13 protein-coding genes are annotated in these 15777 nt (G+C 74.2%); 5 read left to right on the plus strand and 8 right to left on the minus strand.

The window, feature by feature from the left end; all coding sequences use genetic code 11:
* Window positions 1-241 precede the first annotated feature (241 nt).
* Window positions 242-1507, plus strand: a complete 1266-nt coding sequence (locus IH48_RS0109910; RefSeq protein ID WP_030901965.1) for a S53 family peptidase — start codon at window positions 242-244, stop codon at window positions 1505-1507.
* Between the two features lie 64 nt (window positions 1508-1571).
* On the opposite strand, the gene IH48_RS0109915 is transcribed toward IH48_RS0109910, so the two are convergent.
* Together IH48_RS0109915 and IH48_RS0109920 are read right to left on the minus strand one after the other, a co-directional pair.
* The gene (locus tag IH48_RS0109915; RefSeq protein ID WP_324604294.1) at window positions 1572-2450 is read right to left on the minus strand and encodes an SAM-dependent methyltransferase; all 879 of its coding nucleotides are present in this window, start codon (window positions 2448-2450) and stop codon (window positions 1572-1574) included.
* A gap of 132 nt (window positions 2451-2582) precedes the next feature.
* Window positions 2583-3866, minus strand: a complete 1284-nt coding sequence (locus tag IH48_RS0109920; RefSeq protein WP_420705462.1) for an MFS transporter — start codon at window positions 3864-3866, stop codon at window positions 2583-2585.
* 75 nt (window positions 3867-3941) lie between these two features.
* Here IH48_RS0109920 and IH48_RS0109925 point away from each other — a divergent pair, with 75 nt between their 5' ends.
* Window positions 3942-5159, plus strand: coding sequence for an ROK family protein (locus IH48_RS0109925; RefSeq protein WP_030901974.1), 1218 nt, complete (start codon window positions 3942-3944; stop codon window positions 5157-5159).
* Between the two features lie 368 nt (window positions 5160-5527).
* Window positions 5528-5833, plus strand: coding sequence for an SHOCT domain-containing protein (locus IH48_RS0109930; protein WP_030901976.1), 306 nt, complete (start codon window positions 5528-5530; stop codon window positions 5831-5833).
* A gap of 92 nt (window positions 5834-5925) precedes the next feature.
* Here IH48_RS0109930 and IH48_RS0109935 read toward each other — a convergent pair whose 3' ends face one another.
* Complete coding sequence (locus IH48_RS0109935) at window positions 5926-6453, minus strand: ATP-binding protein (protein WP_030901980.1); 528 nt, start codon at window positions 6451-6453, stop codon at window positions 5926-5928.
* Window positions 6454-6792: 339 nt separating this feature from the next.
* On the opposite strand from IH48_RS0109935, the gene IH48_RS0109940 reads away from it, so the two are divergent.
* The gene (locus tag IH48_RS0109940) at window positions 6793-7884 is read left to right on the plus strand and encodes a PLP-dependent cysteine synthase family protein (RefSeq protein WP_051839575.1); all 1092 of its coding nucleotides are present in this window, start codon (window positions 6793-6795) and stop codon (window positions 7882-7884) included.
* 32 nt (window positions 7885-7916) lie between these two features.
* On the opposite strand, the gene IH48_RS0109945 is transcribed toward IH48_RS0109940, so the two are convergent.
* The 3 genes from IH48_RS0109945 to IH48_RS0109955 all read right to left on the minus strand — a co-directional run bounded on the left by IH48_RS0109945 (window position 7917) and on the right by IH48_RS0109955 (window position 9826).
* Window positions 7917-8390, minus strand: coding sequence for an SRPBCC family protein (locus IH48_RS0109945; protein ID WP_030901984.1), 474 nt, complete (start codon window positions 8388-8390; stop codon window positions 7917-7919).
* Between the two features lie 150 nt (window positions 8391-8540).
* Window positions 8541-8987, minus strand: coding sequence for a hypothetical protein (locus IH48_RS0109950; protein ID WP_030901986.1), 447 nt, complete (start codon window positions 8985-8987; stop codon window positions 8541-8543).
* A complete protein-coding gene (locus IH48_RS0109955; RefSeq protein ID WP_030901987.1) occupies window positions 8984-9826 on the minus strand; it encodes a DeoR/GlpR family DNA-binding transcription regulator in 843 nt (280 codons plus the stop codon). The genes IH48_RS0109950 and IH48_RS0109955 overlap by 4 nt, the downstream gene beginning before the upstream one ends.
* A gap of 233 nt (window positions 9827-10059) precedes the next feature.
* On the opposite strand from IH48_RS0109955, the gene IH48_RS0109960 reads away from it, so the two are divergent.
* Complete coding sequence (locus IH48_RS0109960; protein WP_420705463.1) at window positions 10060-12498, plus strand: hypothetical protein; 2439 nt, start codon at window positions 10060-10062, stop codon at window positions 12496-12498.
* Here IH48_RS0109960 and IH48_RS0109965 read toward each other — a convergent pair.
* Window positions 12468-14897 (minus strand): right-handed parallel beta-helix repeat-containing protein, encoded by a 2430-nt coding sequence (locus IH48_RS0109965; RefSeq protein ID WP_030901989.1) that lies wholly within the window; start codon window positions 14895-14897, stop codon window positions 12468-12470. The genes IH48_RS0109960 and IH48_RS0109965 overlap by 31 nt on opposite strands.
* Window positions 14898-15091: 194 nt before the next feature.
* Window positions 15092-15703, minus strand: coding sequence for a hypothetical protein (locus IH48_RS0109970; protein ID WP_030901990.1), 612 nt, complete (start codon window positions 15701-15703; stop codon window positions 15092-15094).
* Window positions 15704-15777 lie beyond the last annotated feature (74 nt).

The following is a 15777-nucleotide window of genomic DNA, read 5'->3' on the forward strand; positions in this document are numbered from 1 at the left end:
CATCGAGGAGCGGATCTTACGTTCCTTTTGCTGAGACATGGTGGCTTCTTGGCCTGGTGTCTCAATAGTTTCCACTCCAGCGCCACCACTGGACAGGGTGGCACCCCCACGCCACCCAGTGATCGGCGCCACCTTCGGCTTCCGGCAGCTCGTCCGGACAGTCGGTTGTCATGTGCTCGCCATGCATAGGGCTCTGTCCCGACGTCCGCCGCGGAGCGTTCCCCCACACGGAAGGCACTTCATGTCGTCCCACCGCAGAAGCACACTGATACGCCGCAGCGCTCCGGCCCTGCTCTCCGCAGTCCTGGCCGGCGGCGGCCTGATGGCCGTCCAGACGACGGCCTTCGCCGCACCGGCGCCCACCCACGCGACCGCCGGCGCCGCGAAGTCCGCCTCGGCCGTCCACGTGCGCCACCTGTGCTCCCAGCACACCAAGCCCGGCTACATGGCGTGCAACGCCCTGGTCCGCACCGACCTCAAGACCTTCAAGTCCCTGAACCCGAAGGCGGCTCCCCAGGGTTACGGACCCGACGAGCTGAAGTCCGCGTACAACCTTCCGGACGGCGGCAAGGGCCAGACGGTGGCCATCGTGGACGCCAACGACGACCCCAACGCGGAGCAGGACCTGGCCACCTACCGCAAGCAGTATGGCCTGCCCGAGTGCACCAGCGCCAGCGGCTGCTTCTCCAAGATCGACCAGAACGGCGGGACCAACTACCCGGCGCCGGACGCCGGCTGGGCCGGGGAGATCTCCCTCGACCTCGACATGGTCAGCGCCGCGTGCCCGCAGTGCAACATCATGCTGGTCGAGGCCAAGAGCGCAAGCATGGACGACCTCGGCGCGGCGGTGAACCAGGCGGTGGAGAAGGGCGCCAAGTTCGTCTCCAACAGCTACGGCGGCGGCGAGGACTCGTCGGACCAGCAGGCCGACGACCAGTACTTCAAGCACCCCGGGGTCGCCATCACCGTCAGCTCGGGCGACGGCGGCTACGGGGTCGAGTACCCGGCGTCCTCGCCGTACGTGACGGCTGTCGGTGGCACGTCGCTGAGCCAGGGCGGCGGCGGTTCGCGCGGCTGGTCCGAGAAGGTCTGGGGCTCGAGCGCCGGCGGCGAGGGTGCCGGCTCCGGCTGCTCGCAGTACTCCGCCAAGCCGTCATGGCAGAAGGACAGCGGCTGCGCCAAGCGCGCCGTCGCGGACGTGTCCGCGGTCGCCGACCCGGCCACGGGCCTGGCCACCTACGACAGCTACCAGGCCGGTGGCTGGCAGGTCGTGGGCGGCACCAGCGCCTCGTCCCCGATCATCGCGGCCGTCTACGCGCTCGCGGGTGCTCCGGGCTCCGCCGACACCCCGGCGTCCTACCCGTACGCCCACACCAGCGCGCTCAACGACGTGACCAGCGGCTCCAACGGCTCTTGCAGCACGTCGTACCTGTGCACGGCGGGCCAGGGCTACGACGGCCCCACGGGCCTCGGTACGCCCAACGGAACGGCGGCCTTCACCAAGTAGGCCGCTCCAGGCCCCTCCCGTCCGGCCCGATGGAGCGCCGGGCGGGAGGGGCCGCGGCGTGCGGTCAGGCGGGCTTCCGGCCCACCGCCACGTAGAGCGGCACGATGTCCTCCGCTTCCGCGGGCTGCGAAGGACCGGCGGGCAGACCTACCGGGGCGTCGGGACGCGCGTCGGTGCGCCAGCGTTCCACGAGTTCCAGGCCCGGCGCGGCCAGTTCGAGCCCGTCGAAGAACCGGGCCACCTCATCGCGCGATCGGGGAGTGACATGGGAGCCCTGCGCGTTCAGCCCTTCGGCGGCCGCGCCGACCGCCGAGTCCTCGTGGTCCCGGGTGACGTGGGTGATGACCAGTGCGCTGCCGGCGGGTACGGCGTCCATCAGCGTGCGCACGATCTCGTAGGCGTCGGCGTGGGCGGGCAGCCAATGCAGCACGGTGAGCAGCGTGACGGCGATCGGCCGGGAGAAGTCCAGCGTCTTCCGCGCCTCGGCAAGGATCGCCTCCGGCTCGCACAGGTCACCGTGCACGTAGTCGGTGCGACCCTCCGGGGTGCCCTGGTGCAGGGCACGGGAGTGCGCGAGGACGATCGGGTCGTTGTCCGCGTAGACGACGCGGACGGTGGGATCGGCGCCCTGCGCGACCTGGTGCAGGTTCGGCTCGGTCGGGATGCCGGTCCCGATGTCGAGGAACTGGCGCACGCCCTCCTCGCCGGCGAGGTAGCCGACGGCCCGGTGCATGAAGGCCCGGTTCTCCAGTGCCGTGCGCCGGGCGATCGGCATGCTCGCCAGCAGGTCGGCAACGGCCCGCCGGTCGGCGGGATAGTTGGTCTTGCCGCCCAGGAGGACGTCGTAGACGCGGGCGGAGTGCGGCTGGTCCGTGCGCAGGTCGAGCGAAGGCCGCGGCTCGCGGCCCATCCAGTTCACGTCGTCGTGCGGTGCGCCACCCACGCCCGGCCCCTCTCCGTCGATCGGGGCGTGTCCTGGCACACGCCCCGAACTCGGCATACTAGCGGCCCAGTTGCCCGGCTTGGAGAGGGGCCGGGATGCAAGTGACCGGACGCAGCCGGGGGAAGGCGCCGGTCAGGCCGCCTCCGGCGGCTGCCGGCCCGCGCCGCGTGCCGCGTAGCCGAGTGCGGCCGCGAGCGCCGCGAGGACGCTGACCGTTGTCAGCGCGACTGGCATCGACAGCCAGTCGGCCAGGAACCCGATCACCGGCGGCCCGACCAGCATGCCCCCGTAGCCGAGCGTCGACGCCGCGGCCACGCCACCGGGCCCGGCGAGCGCGCCCGCGCCGCCGATCGCGACCGGGAAGATGTTGGACAGGCCGAGGCCCATCACCACGAAACCCGCGAACACCAGCCAGGTGACCGGCGCGAGAGCGCCGACCAGCATGCCGCCCGCCGCCATCAGGCCGCCGGCGACCAGGACGCCGGTCTGGCCGAAGCGCTCCTGCACTGCCGTGCCCGAGAGCCTGCCGACGGTCATGGCGAGCGCGAACGCCGAGTAGCCGAGCGCCGCCACACCGGGCGCCGCGCCCAGGTCCTGCGTCAGGTGCAGGGCGCTCCAGTCGGACACCGACCCCTCGCCGTACGCCGTGCACAGCGCGATCACTCCGAAGAGCGCGACCACCTTGCCGGTTCGCGCGCGCGTGGTACGGGCCGTGGTGGGGCCGGGGGATGCGCCGGGCGCCGCCCGGTCTACGCTCTCGCGCGGCGGTACGGGCTCGGGCCCGCGCAGCAGGAACGGCGCGAGCGCCGCCGTCGCGGCGACTCCCACGGCGGCGAGCAGCGCCAGGTGTGTCATGGCGCTCATGCGGCTGGCGACGAGCCCGCCGAGCGCGGCGCCGATCATGCCGCCGAGGCTGTAGACCGCGTGGAAGCTGGAGATGATGGGCCGTCGCAGCGCGGCGACCAGGTCGACGGCGACGGCGTTCATCGCCACGTTCAGCCCGCCGTATCCCGCGCCGAAGACCACGAGCACGAGCCCGAGGGCCACGGCGGAGTGGGTGAGGGCGGGCAGCGCGACCGCGAGGGACATCAGCGCCGCGCACCCCACCGTCACCGGGCGCGAGCCGAAGGTCCTGCAGAGCCGGCCCGTGAGCGTCATGGTGACGACCGCGCCCGCCGATACGCCGAGCAGGGCGAGCCCCAGTGCGCTCGCCGAGGCGTCGGTCTGCGCCTTGACCGCGGGGATGCGCACGACCCATCCGGCGAAGACGAATCCGTCGAGGCCGAAGAACAGCGTCACGACCGCGCGCAGCCGCGACAGGCGCCGGCGCTCGGCCACGGCGCTGTCAAAGTTCGGCGGACCGTCGGCCCGGCCGTCGTACGACGAGCCCTTCACGGGTTTGTTCAAGTGCGGCACAAAAGCAGCATAGGGACAGGTGCGCAGCAGGACAAGGAAGAAGGCGGCGCCGCGGATCATGGGAGACTCGGGCCCATGAACGGCAAGGCGACCCCGACCCGTACGCGTCTGGAGCGCGGCAGGAGCGCGCTCGGCCCCGCGCTCGAACTCGTGCACACGGGCCGCGCGCCGACGCGCGCCGTGCTCACGTCCGAGCTCGGCGTCACGCGCGCCACCGCGGGCGCCGTCGCAGCGGAGTTGGAGGCGCTCGGGCTGATCAGGGTCGACTCGCGGCCCGGCGCGGGCGCCGGTTCCCAGGGGCGGCCCTCGCACCGGCTCGCCGTGGACGAGGCGGGGCCTGTCGCGCTCGCCGCCCAGGTGCACGCGGACGGGTTCCGGGTCGCGCTCGTCGGTCTCGGCGGCAGGATCGTCGCCACCGCCGCCGGCCGCTCCGTCGTCGAGGCGGACCCCGCCCAGGTGCTCGGCGAGTGCGTCGCGGCGGGCGAGGCGCTGCTGCGGGAGGAGGGCAGACGGTGCGTGGGCGCGGGGCTCGCCGTACCGTCGGCGGTGGCGGAACCCGAGGGGACCGCGTTCAACCCGGTGCACATCGCCTGGCCCTCGGGCGCCCCCGTGCAGCAGATCTTCACGGAGCGCGTGCGGGCCATCGGCATCGGCGGGCCCGTCTTCACCGGCAACGACGTCAACCTCGCCGCGCTCGCCGAGCACCGCCACGGCGCCGGCCGCGGCGCGGACAACCTGCTGTGCGTGGCCACGGGCCACCGCGGGGTCGGCGGCGCGCTCGTGCTGGGCGGCCGCCTGCACACCGGAAGTTCGGGGCTCGCGCTCGAAGTGGGCCACCTCGCGGTCAACCCCGAGGGCAGGCCCTGCTACTGCGGCGGCAGGGGCTGCCTCGACGTGGAGACCGACCCGCTCGCCTTCCTCACCGAAGCGGGCCGCGAGCCCGGCCCCGAGACCAGCCTGCTCCAGCAGGCCGCCTCACTGGTGCGTGCCGGACGCGCCGAGCCCGCCGTGCGGTCCGCGACGCACCGGCTGATCGACCGGCTGGGCCTGGGCCTCGCGGGCCTGGTGAACATCCTCAGCCCCGACCGCATCATCCTCGGCGGTCTGCACCGCGAACTGCTGGAGGCCGACCCGGACCGGCTGCGCGCGGTCGTCGCGGACCGCAGCCTGTGGGGCCGCAGCAGCGCCGTCCCCGTGCTGGGCTGCACGCTCGACCACAACAGCCTCGTCGGAGCGGGCGAGGTGGCCTGGCAGCCGGTACTCGACGACCCGCTGGGGGCGCTGACCGGCTGACGCGGCGATCACTCGGCGTGATCGCGGGGCCTGGCCGCCAGGCGGGTGAACACCCGTGGCCTTCGCGGGCGTCGCGAGGCTCCGACCGCGCGTCGGGAGGCTCCGACCGCGCGTCGGGAGGCTCCGACCGCGCGCCGCGGTGCGCCTGCCGTGCGCCGCGGGGCCCTGCCCGTCAGGCGCGCAGGTCGGGGTACGCCGCAGGGCCCGCACCCGCGCCGGCCCCGTACTTCCCGTGCGGTACGCCGAGTGCCGCCGGCCGTACGACGACGCGGACGCGCGCGGGCGGGAGGCTCGGAAGCGTCAGGAAACACCGCGGACACGTCGCGGCGCATCCCGCGGACACGCGGAGACGTTTGGAGTTGAGCCCCATGAACACGCTGGCATTCCACGACGGCGGACCCGGCCCGTGGATCCTGTTCGTGCCCCTCGTCTGGGCCGCGGTCATCGCCACGGTGGTCACCCTCGTACGGCGCACGGGACGCTTCGGCGGACGCGCCCTCGGCCACGGCGGCCCCTGGCAGCACGGGCGCGGCGACGACCCGCAGTCCCCGATCGCGATCATCGGCCGGAGGTTCGCCTCGGGTGAGATCGACGAGGACGAGTACTGGCGCAGGCTCTCCGTCCTGGACGAGCAGTTCGGCAGGCCGGGAGGCAAGGCCGGCGGCACGGTCTGACGCGCCCCGAAGCGCGGTGGGAGGGTTCCCCGGCGTGGGCCGGGCAGGGCGGTAGACGCCCCGCCCGGCCCGCCGTGCGGCGCTCGGACGACTCAGCCCATCACCACGGTCCTGGCCGTAGCGTGCCCGTACTCCAGGATCACCGCTTCGAGATCCGCCCCGTCGAACGGCCCGTCGGTGGCCGCCCCGTACACGGGGCAGTGCGCCGGTCTCGCCGCCGCGGACCCCGGCGGCGCCGGAAGCGTGAACCACACGCTCTTGCCGCCCGCGCTCGGGCGCACCCCCCAGCTCTGGCTGACCGCCGCGATCAGCGCGAGACCGCGGCCCCCCGTGTCGTAGGTGTCCGCGTCCGTGAGGTTCGGTACGCGGGGATCGTGGTCACTGACGGACACCGTGAGACTGTCGAGCAGCAGCGCCACATCCACCGTGCACCGCTTGTCCGGCTGCGCGTGCCGGTGGACGTTGGTCAGCAGCTCGGTCACTCCGAGTGCCGCATGGTCGATCAACGGGTCGAGGCGCCAGTAGCGCAACTGCGCCGAGATGATTCTGCGGACCTGTCCGATCCGCGACGGCAGGGCATGGAGCTCCACCGTGCAGTGCCTGCTTTGCTGGCTGATCACGGCTGCGACTCCCCGAATTGAGTTCGGAAGAAGCGAGGTTCGCCATCCGGCTGCCGGCTCGCGACCCGGCCGCCGTTGCTGCCCGGCGGGGCTGGATCGCAGCGTCACCGCCGTTTCACCCTGAGTGAAGTGAGACCAGACTGGACCCGCGGTGCCTGTGCCGCAACTCGCGCGGGAGGGGACCCGGCCCCGGCGCCGCCTTATGGCTACCCAAAGTGAGCGTTTTGCGAGGCCCTGCGGTTGACTTGGCCCATGGCCGAGCACCGTCCCACCCCCGCACCTGCCCCCGCGGCACCCGTCGCCGAGCCCGTTGCCCCGCGCGCCGAAGCCGCCTCCACCATGGACGCGGACCGCAGCGACGCCGCGTACCGCGCCTGGCTCAAGGAGGCCGTGCGCCTCGTGCGCGCGGACGCCAACCGCTCGGCCGACACCCACCTGCTGCGCTTCCCGCTGCCCGACCGGTGGGGCGTCGACCTGTACCTCAAGGACGAGTCGACACACCCCACCGGCAGCCTCAAGCACCGGCTCGCGCGCTCGCTGTTCCTCTACGGGCTGTGCAACGGGTGGATCAGGCCCGGCAGGCCGGTCGTCGAGGCGTCCAGCGGCTCCACCGCCGTCTCCGAGGCGTACTTCGCGAAGCTGATCGGCGTGCCGTTCATCGCCGTCATGCCCCGCGGCACCAGCCGTGAGAAGTGCCGGCTGATCGAGTTCCACGGCGGCACCTGCCACTTCGTGGACGACACCCGCACCCTGTACGAGCAGGCCGCGCGGCTCGCGTCGGACGGCGGCGGCCACTACATGGACCAGTTCACCTACGCCGAGCGCGCGACGGACTGGCGCGGCAACAACAACATCGCCGAGTCGATCTACGAGCAACTGCGCCTGGAGCGCTACCCGGTGCCCGCCTGGATCGTCGCCACCGCCGGCACGGGCGGCACCTCGGCGACCATCGCGCGCTACGCCCACTACATGGGCCACGACACCCGCGTCTGCGTGCCCGACCCGGAGAACTCGTGCTTCTTCGACGGCTGGACCCGGCACGACCCGGCGGCCACCAGCAGCAGTGGCTCCAGGATCGAGGGCATCGGGCGGCCCCGCATGGAGCCGAGCTTCGTCACCGGCGCGATCGACCGCATGATGAAGGTGCCGGACGCGGCGAGCGTCGCCGCCGTGCGCACCCTGGAGCGGATCGTCGGCCGCAAGGCGGGCGGCTCCACCGGCACCGGCCTGTGGAGCGCGCTGCGGATCGTCGCCGAGATGGTGGAGCGGGGCGAGCGCGGCAGCGTCGTCACGCTGATCTGCGACGGGGGCGACCGCTACCTCGACAAGTACTACTCGGACGGGTGGCTCGCCGAGCAGGGCCTCGACATCGCCCCGTACACCGCCGCGCTCGACCACTTCCTGCTGCACGGCAGCCGGCCGCGGTCCTGAGCCGAGCGGCCGGGATGTCCGCGCGGTGCGGGTCAGCCCTCCGGCAGGGTGAGCCGCCGCTCCAGGGCGCGCATCGCGTCGCGGAACGCCCGGCCGATCGCGGGGCGCGCGGCCCGCAGGACCGCCCGGTACAGGGCCGTGCCGTCCGTCCCGACCGTCCAGCGCACCCGCGTGGCCCCGCCCGCGGGAACCAGCAGCCAGGCCTCGACGAGCGCCGTCACACCCGGCGCGTTGGTGCGGTCGGTGCGGTAGACGTACCGCGTGTCGGGCTCCGCGACCAGCACCGTCTCCCAGAACTGCCCGCCGCCCCGCAGCCGCACCTGCCGTCCCTGCGGGGTCCGCGCCACCGCGACCAGGGGGCCGAACCAGTCGGGCCAGTCCTCGCCGCGCTCGGCCAGCTCCCGGTACACGGCGGCGGGAGGCGCCGCCACCTCGGCGCCGAAGGCCATGCGCACCGGTGCCGACTCCGCGAACTCGGGCCCTACCGGGCGTCCATGTCGGAGCACGGTCCTCACTTCCCCAGCGACTCGACGGGGCCGGCCGCGCCGCTCCCGGCGCCGCCCTACGAGAGGGATTCCACCGCAGGGGCCGCTTGAAGCCTCCCGCCGGCGGCGTTCGCGAGGAGCGCGCACCTCGGATCCGCCGCGCGGCGGCGCTCAGGCCCGCCGGGCGCTCAGGAGGTGGTCGACCTCCCGGCCGAACACCAGCCGCCCGGCGTCCGCGGTCACCCCGTCGAACAGGTGCGGCAGGAACGCGACGCGCAGGTCCTCCACCCACGACACCCGCGTCACCCCGGCGCCGTCCCCACGCACCCGGATCTCCGCCCAGCCCCGCACCGTCCGGCCACGCTTCTCAAGACGGCAGCGGCCCGCGCCGCCGTCGTCCGGCGGGCACCACACCACGATCTCCATGGGGTCGTCGAACCCCACGGGCCCGACCCCGGTCCTCGCGACGATCACCGTGCCGACGCGCGTGGGGCCCGGCGTCGTGACGCGCATCCGCGTCAGCGGGACACGGCTCGCATGCGACGGCCAGTCGGTCAGCCGCCGCCACGCCTCCCCGGTGTTCAGCGCCGGCGCGCGCTCCACCGTGAAGGCCGTCATCCGAACTCGGGTCCCTCCCGTACAGCCCCCGCCACCACGAGCTCAGCCAGCCGCTCCTCGATCTCCTCCTGGGCCGAGGGCGGCAGGCCCGCGTCCGTCACCAGCGTGTCGACCTGGTCCAGCGTCGCGAACGAACTGAGCCCCACCGTGCCCCATTTGGTGTGGTCCGCGACCACCACCACCTGCCGCGCCGCCTGCACGAAGTGCCGGTTCGTCTCCGCCTCGGCGAGGTTGGGCGTCGACAGGCCCGCCTCCACCGAGATGCCGTGCACCCCGAGGAAGAGCACGTCGAAGTGGAGGGAGCGGATCGCCTGGTCGGCGACAGGGCCCACCAGCGAGTCCGACGGCGTGCGCACGCCGCCCGTCAGTACCACCGTCGCGGCGCCCTGACGGTGCCCGCCGGACGGGGACGCGGGCTGCGCCGCGTGGAAGACGTCCGCGACACGCACCGAGTTCGTCACCACCGTCAGGTCGGCCACGTCCACGAGGCGCTGTGCCAGCGCGTACGTCGTCGTGCCGCCAGACAGTGCGATCGCGCTGCCGGCCGCGACGAACTCGGCCGCGGCCCGCGCGATGTCCTCCTTCGCGCTGAGTTCGAGCGCGGACTTGGCCTCGAACCCCGGCTCGTGCGCGCTCGCGTCCGCCACCGGCACCGCGCCGCCGTGGACCTTCGCGACGGCCCCCTGCCTGGCGAGGATGTCCAGATCCCGCCTGACCGTCATGTCCGACACCCGGAGCGTGCGGGTGAGCTCGTTGACGCGGACGCCCCCGCGCCTGCGTACCTCGTCGAGAATCAGCGCGCGCCGCTGCTCGGCCAGGAGGTTGCGGCTGTCGCCCACCGACCCACCCCGTCCTTCCCCTTCGTGCCTTCGCGCAAGACGATCGATCCTCCGCGGGTCTGCTCATCCTCGCACGCGCCGGCCTGTGCGGAACGGCGCGTGGTGGGAAAGCATTCGACACGGCCGGGGGATTTTCCGTGGACACGGGGAAGAAGCGGCCCCAGGATCCGGGATGCTTGGCCCCGCCGCCCCGTACCACCCACCTCGTCCCCGCCCGAGAGCGAGCCGCCACCGTGACCCCACCGCCGCCGGCACCTGAACCCGTCCCGCCACCGCTGCCCGCGTCGCCCCCGGGGCCGCGCGCCGGCGCCGAACTGGAACTGCTCGTGCACGGGGTCGGCGGGCACACACCGCAGGAAATGCTCGACAGCGCCCGCACCGTACGGATCACCGGCGACGACACGGCCGCCATCTACCGCCGGGTGGACGACACGGAGGCCGAGCGGCGCGCCGACCCCGCCGCTGCCCGGCCGGGACCCGTCCAGGAGGCCTACTGCTGGTCGGGGCTCACCTCGGGCGGCGCGTCCCGCGCACTGTGGCTGCTCCTGCTGCCCTTCATGGTCGCCAACCTCGCCCACTGGATGCGCCCCGACACCCACGGCCTGCCGCGCGTGCGCAGGCTGTACGGCGCCCTCGTGCGGCTCGTCGCCCTCTCGCTGACCGTCCTGTTCACCGCCTCCGCCTGCGAGGTGGCCCTCGACCTGACGGCATGGCAGTGCGCCGGGTCGGCCGCCTGCGCGGCGCACCGGTCCTGGCTCGCCTTCCTCGCGCCCGCCCACCACGGCTGGTGGTCGCAGCCGGGCCGCAGGCTCGCGCTCGCCGCGCTCGTCCCGGCCGCGCTCGTCGCGCTGCTGTGGTTCCTGTCCGCCCGCACCTGGGCGAGGTACGAGAATCAGCGCCCGCCGGGCGACGACGAGGAGCCCGCGGGCCCGTACGACCCGGCCTCGCCGCGCCCGGCGCTGGCACGTCCAGGGTTCTGGTTCGGCCGCAGGAGCGTCGCCCGGCTGCGCGGCGCGCACACCGCCGCCGGGTTCCTCACCATCGCCGCCACGCTCGCGGGCGCCACCGCACGCCACGACGCCGCCGCAGGAGCGCACGCGCTGCCGGGACGGCTGCTGCAGGCGGCGCTCGCGGCGGCCGCGTTGACGGCCGTCTGGGTGGTGTGCCGCAGCGGCCGCAGCGAATCCGTCCGCGACCGGCGCCTCGACCGGGGCCTGACCACCGCGCTGCCCTGCGCGAGCCTCGTCCTGCTGGGCCTCACCGCCCTGTACGCGGGCTGGTCACGGCCGGGCTGGCGCTCCTCGGGGATGCTCACCGGCGACGCCGGCTACCGCGCCGTCGCGCTCGCCCAGGCCGCGCTGATCGTCGCGCTCGCCGTCGCCGCGGCCCTCCTGCACGCCACCACGCACAGGCCCGCCACCGTGCTGCACGGCCTCGGCGGCCCCGCCGTCGCGGTGCTCGCCTGCGGCACCGCCGGCGTGATGACCGGCGGCGTCGCGCAGCGCGTGGCCGACTGGCTCGACGGCGGCGCCACCCCTGGCATGGGCGGCGATGCCGTGCCGGCGCCGCCGCCGCTGCTGAGCTGGCAGGCGTCGGTCATCCCGGTCCTGCTGGTGCTGCTGCTCGTGCCCGTCACCGTGCTCGCGGTACGCACCACGCGGGCCGCCAGGGCCGGGCGGGCGCGCGTCGAGGCCGACTACGGCGTGGGCGAAGGCGCGGGCGCGCCACGGGCCGACGCCGTGCGCACCCGGCTGATCGCCAGGCGCCGCGCCCTCGTCCGCCTCACCGATGCGGCGTCCTGGCTCGTCGGTACGCTCGCCGGGGCCGCCCTGCTGCTCGGCGCGGCCGCCGTGGCGCTCTCCTGGGCGTCGGACGAGGTGCCGGGGCGGGCCGCGCAGCATGCCGGCTCCTTCACCGAGGGCGCGGCCGAAACGGCGCAGGGCCTCGGCTCCTGGTTCGTCGGGATAGGGTTCCTCGCCTTCGTCACCCTCGGCAGGCTCGCCTACGCGCGCTCCTCCACCCGGCAGACCATCGGCATCCTGTGGGACGTCGGCACCTTCTGGCCGCGCGCCGCCCACCCGTTCGCGCCGCCCTGCTACGCGGAGCGCGCCGTGCCCGACCTGGCGTGGCGCATCCGCACATGGACGGATGCGACCCGGGGGAGGCTGGTGCTCTCGGCGCACTCCCAGGGCACGGTCCTCGCGGCGGCCACCGTCTGGCAGCTGGACGACGCCACCCGCTCGCGCATCGCGCTGCTCACGTACGGTGCGCCGCTGGAGCGGCTGTACGGCAGGTGGTTCCCCGCCTACTTCGGCGAGCCGCAACTGACGCAGCTCCACCGCGAGCTGCGCCGCTGGCGCAACCTGTGGCGCGACACCGACGCCATCGGCGGCCCGGTCGGCGCGACCGACGGGGGCCGACTGCCCGGCGTCGACAGGGGGCCGCTCAAGGACCCGGCGTCGTACGGCCGCTCCGTGGAGCACCCGCTGCTCGAAGGCATCGAGGGCCATGGCTCCTACCAGGCAGACCCGGCGTTCGCCGAGGAACGCGCGGCCCTGTTCGGCCTGTTGCCGCCCGGCGTGCCGCAACAGCAGCGGCCCCAGGACGGTGCCGGGCACGCGCAGGACCGTGCCGGGCGGCCTCAGGACAGTACGGGCAGGTCGTCCGCGTAGAGCAGGGTCAGGTCGTCCGTGCTGGCCTCGGCCAGCTGGGCGACACGCCCCGCGTGCCGCTCCACCATCGACTCGAACGTCTGGCGGGCGCTGCGCCCGTTGCCGAACGAGGGGCCCTTCGGCAGCGCGGTGAAGTACGCGAGCACCGCCTCGGCCGCGCCGTCGCCGAGGCGGTACTCGTGCTCGTCCGCCTGCTGCTCCACGATCCGCAGCAGCTCACCGGGGCTGTAGTCGCCGAAGGTGATGGTGCGGGAGAAGCGCGAGGCGACGCCGGGGTTGGTGGCGAGGAACCGCTCCATCTCCGCGGTGTATCCGGCCACGATCACCACCACGGCCTCCCGGTGGTCCTCCATCAGCTTCACCAGCGTGTCGATGGCCTCCTTGCCGAAGTCGCGGCCCGAGTCCTGCGGCGACAGCGCGTACGCCTCGTCGATGAACAGCACCCCGCCGCGCGCCCGGTCGAACGCCTCCTGCGTGCGGATCGCCGTCGAGCCGATGTGCTCCCCGACGAGGTCCACCCGCGACACCTCGACGAGGTGGCCGCGCTCAAGCACCCCGAGCGACGCCAGGATCTCGCCGTACAGCCTGGCGACCGTCGTCTTGCCGGTGCCCGGGGAGCCGGTGAAGACGAGGTGGCGGCGCACGGACGCCGCCTTCAGCCCCGCCTCCCTGCGCCGCCTGCCCACCTCGATCATGTCGGTCAGCGCCCGCACCTCGCGCTTGACGCTGTCGAGGCCGACCAGGCCGTCCAGTTCGGCCAGTACGTCACCGGAGAGCCTGGCGGAGGCGGCCGGGGCCGCGGTGGCGGGAGAGCCGGCCGGCTCGGTCGCGACGGCGGCGGCCGTGGCCTGCGCGGGCACCGCGCCGAACTGCGGCGCGACCTGCGCCGCCGCGGCTGCCGTCCGTCTCGGCTCGGGGCCCGCGGAGACGGTGCCGCTCTCGTCGGACGTGCAGTCCTCCACGACGGGTCCCTCGTCAGTGAACTCGTAGCCGCCCCGCGCGCACCGCTCGGTGCGGCAGCGGTTCAGGGTGGTGCGGCAGCCGTCCATGATGTGGAAGCCGTAGCCGCCGCTGCCCGTGACCCGGCAGCCACGGAACGTGCCGCGTCCCTCGGCGGACACGTAGAAGCCCGCCTCGGACGGGGAGCTGATGACGCAGCGCTCGATCGCCGGGTCGGCCCCCCTGGTGACGATCACGCCCGTCTGCACGGAGTCCACCGTGCAGGAGGCCAGCGTGCCGCCGCTGCCGTGGTCGCGGAACCAGGCGCCCGTCGAGGCGTGGCTGATGCGGCAGTCGTCCAGCTGCACCGTCGCGCCGTCGCTCACGGAGACGGCCGTGTTGCGCACCTGGGCCAGGTCGCTGTCCACGACGTCCACCCGCGAGCCGCGGTCGAGGACGAACAGCGCGTCCGGCACGTCGTGCACCCGGCAGGAGTCCAGTACCGCGGTGGCTCCGTCGCTGACCCAGACCGCGGGGTAGTCGCCCGTGGAGTCGTGTATCTCGCACTGGTTCGCGTCGACGCGCGTGCCCGGGTCCCAGACGGACAGCCCGTTGCGGCCGAACCTGCGGACCGTGGAGCGGGTCAGCGTCAGGACCGAGCGCGACCGCAGGTCCACCGCGTTCTCCGGCACGTCGTGGATGTCGCAGTCGGACAGGGTCAGCACGGCGTCCGTGTCGAGCGTGACGCCGTCCGCCGTCGTACGGTGGACCGAGGAGTCGGTGAGGTGCGCCGCGCCGCGCGCGGCGACCTGCACCCCGGCCCCCTTGACCTCGTACACCTCGCAGCCGATGGCCTCCAGGCCGCTGTTCTCGCCGCTGACGCTGATCCCGGCGCCCGAGGCATGGTGCACGCGGAAGCGTTCGAGCCGCGGGTGGGCGCCGCCGCTCACCGACACGCCGGCCTGCCCCGCCGCGACGATCTCGCACTCCTCGAACACGCCCCCCGCTCCGTCGAGCACCGCGAGGCCGACGCCCGCGGGGTTGTCGACCGTGGTGCGGCGCACCGTCGGCCTGGCCGCGCCCCGCACCTCGATGCCGGCGGCGGAGCGGGTCACGATGCGCAGGTCGAGCAGTTCCGGCGTGCCGTCCTCGACCAGCAGCGCGGGCGCCGCCGAATCCTGCCCCTCCAGGTGGATGTCCTGCACGGTCGCCGACGCGCGCACGGTCAGCGGCACGCCGTCGTACGGGGCGAGCCGCACCGAACCGGCCGACCCCTCGGGGCCCCGCAGCGTCACCGCGCGCCCCACGACGAGGTTCTCCCGGTAGGTGCCCGGGGCGAGAGTGAGGATGTCACCGTCGCTCGCGGCCTCCAGGGCTGCGGCGAGAGAGGCGTAATCACCCGTGCGGCGCCGCCACCGCGATGTACCCGAGTGCGTCACCTGGACCGTGCCCTGTGCCATGGCGCTGTGCTGCCCCCACCTCGTGCGACTGCGGTGCTCCCGGCCGCGACGAGGACCGGGTCGCGCACCACGTTAGCGCGCGCGGCGCAGGCGAGTTGACGTGACGACCCGGCCGGGCGGCGCGTAGCGCGGACGCGGCGGGCGGCGCTCGGCGCGCCGAACTCGTACGGCGTGCCGAGCGCCGGCCCCGCCGGTCAACTCCCGGTGCCCGTACGGCCCCAGTCGGGCCCCAGCCTGGCCCACTGCCTGTCCAGGCGCCTGTAACGCCGCTGCACGATCTCCCACACGGCCAGCCGCCAGGCGCCCAGCACGAGCAGCGCGGCGAACAGCGCGGCCACGACACCGGAGAACACCGCGTGGAAGTGCGCGACCGAGGAGTTCATCGGCGGCGGCACCTGCGTGCCGTGCGTGTCCGACCAGATGCTGAAGGTGTCGCCGGGCTGGAGCCGGGTGCTCGGCGCCGTCACCGTGCCGACCTTGTGGGCGCCGCCCGGGGTCGTCCACCGCGCGATCACCTGTGCGTTCGTGTTGCGCCCCGCGGCGGACTCCGGGTCGAAGATGCCGGTGCCGCCCCGCTGCCCCGTGTCCGCCACCATGACCGCACGCGACACGTGCCGCTCGTGCTGCTGGACGGCCACCGTGTGCTGCAGCGACGAGTTCAGCTCCGCCCCGCTCAGCCATCCCGCCGCCGGCGCCCCGAGTACGAGCAGCAGCGCGGCCAGCACAGCGACCCACGCCTCCACCAGGTCGGTCGTCCGGCGCAGGGGGTTGTGCCGCCATCGCCAGATACCCAGTACCACTCTCACCGTCCCGCACCCCCTTCCGTGGGAAGCAACGCAGCCGCCGCAGGCTCGGGTTCCCGCGGTGGCACGGCTCACAC

Source organism: Streptomyces sp. NRRL F-5126 (assembly GCF_000721265.1).
Classification (GTDB): Bacteria; Actinomycetota; Actinomycetes; order Streptomycetales; family Streptomycetaceae; genus Streptomyces.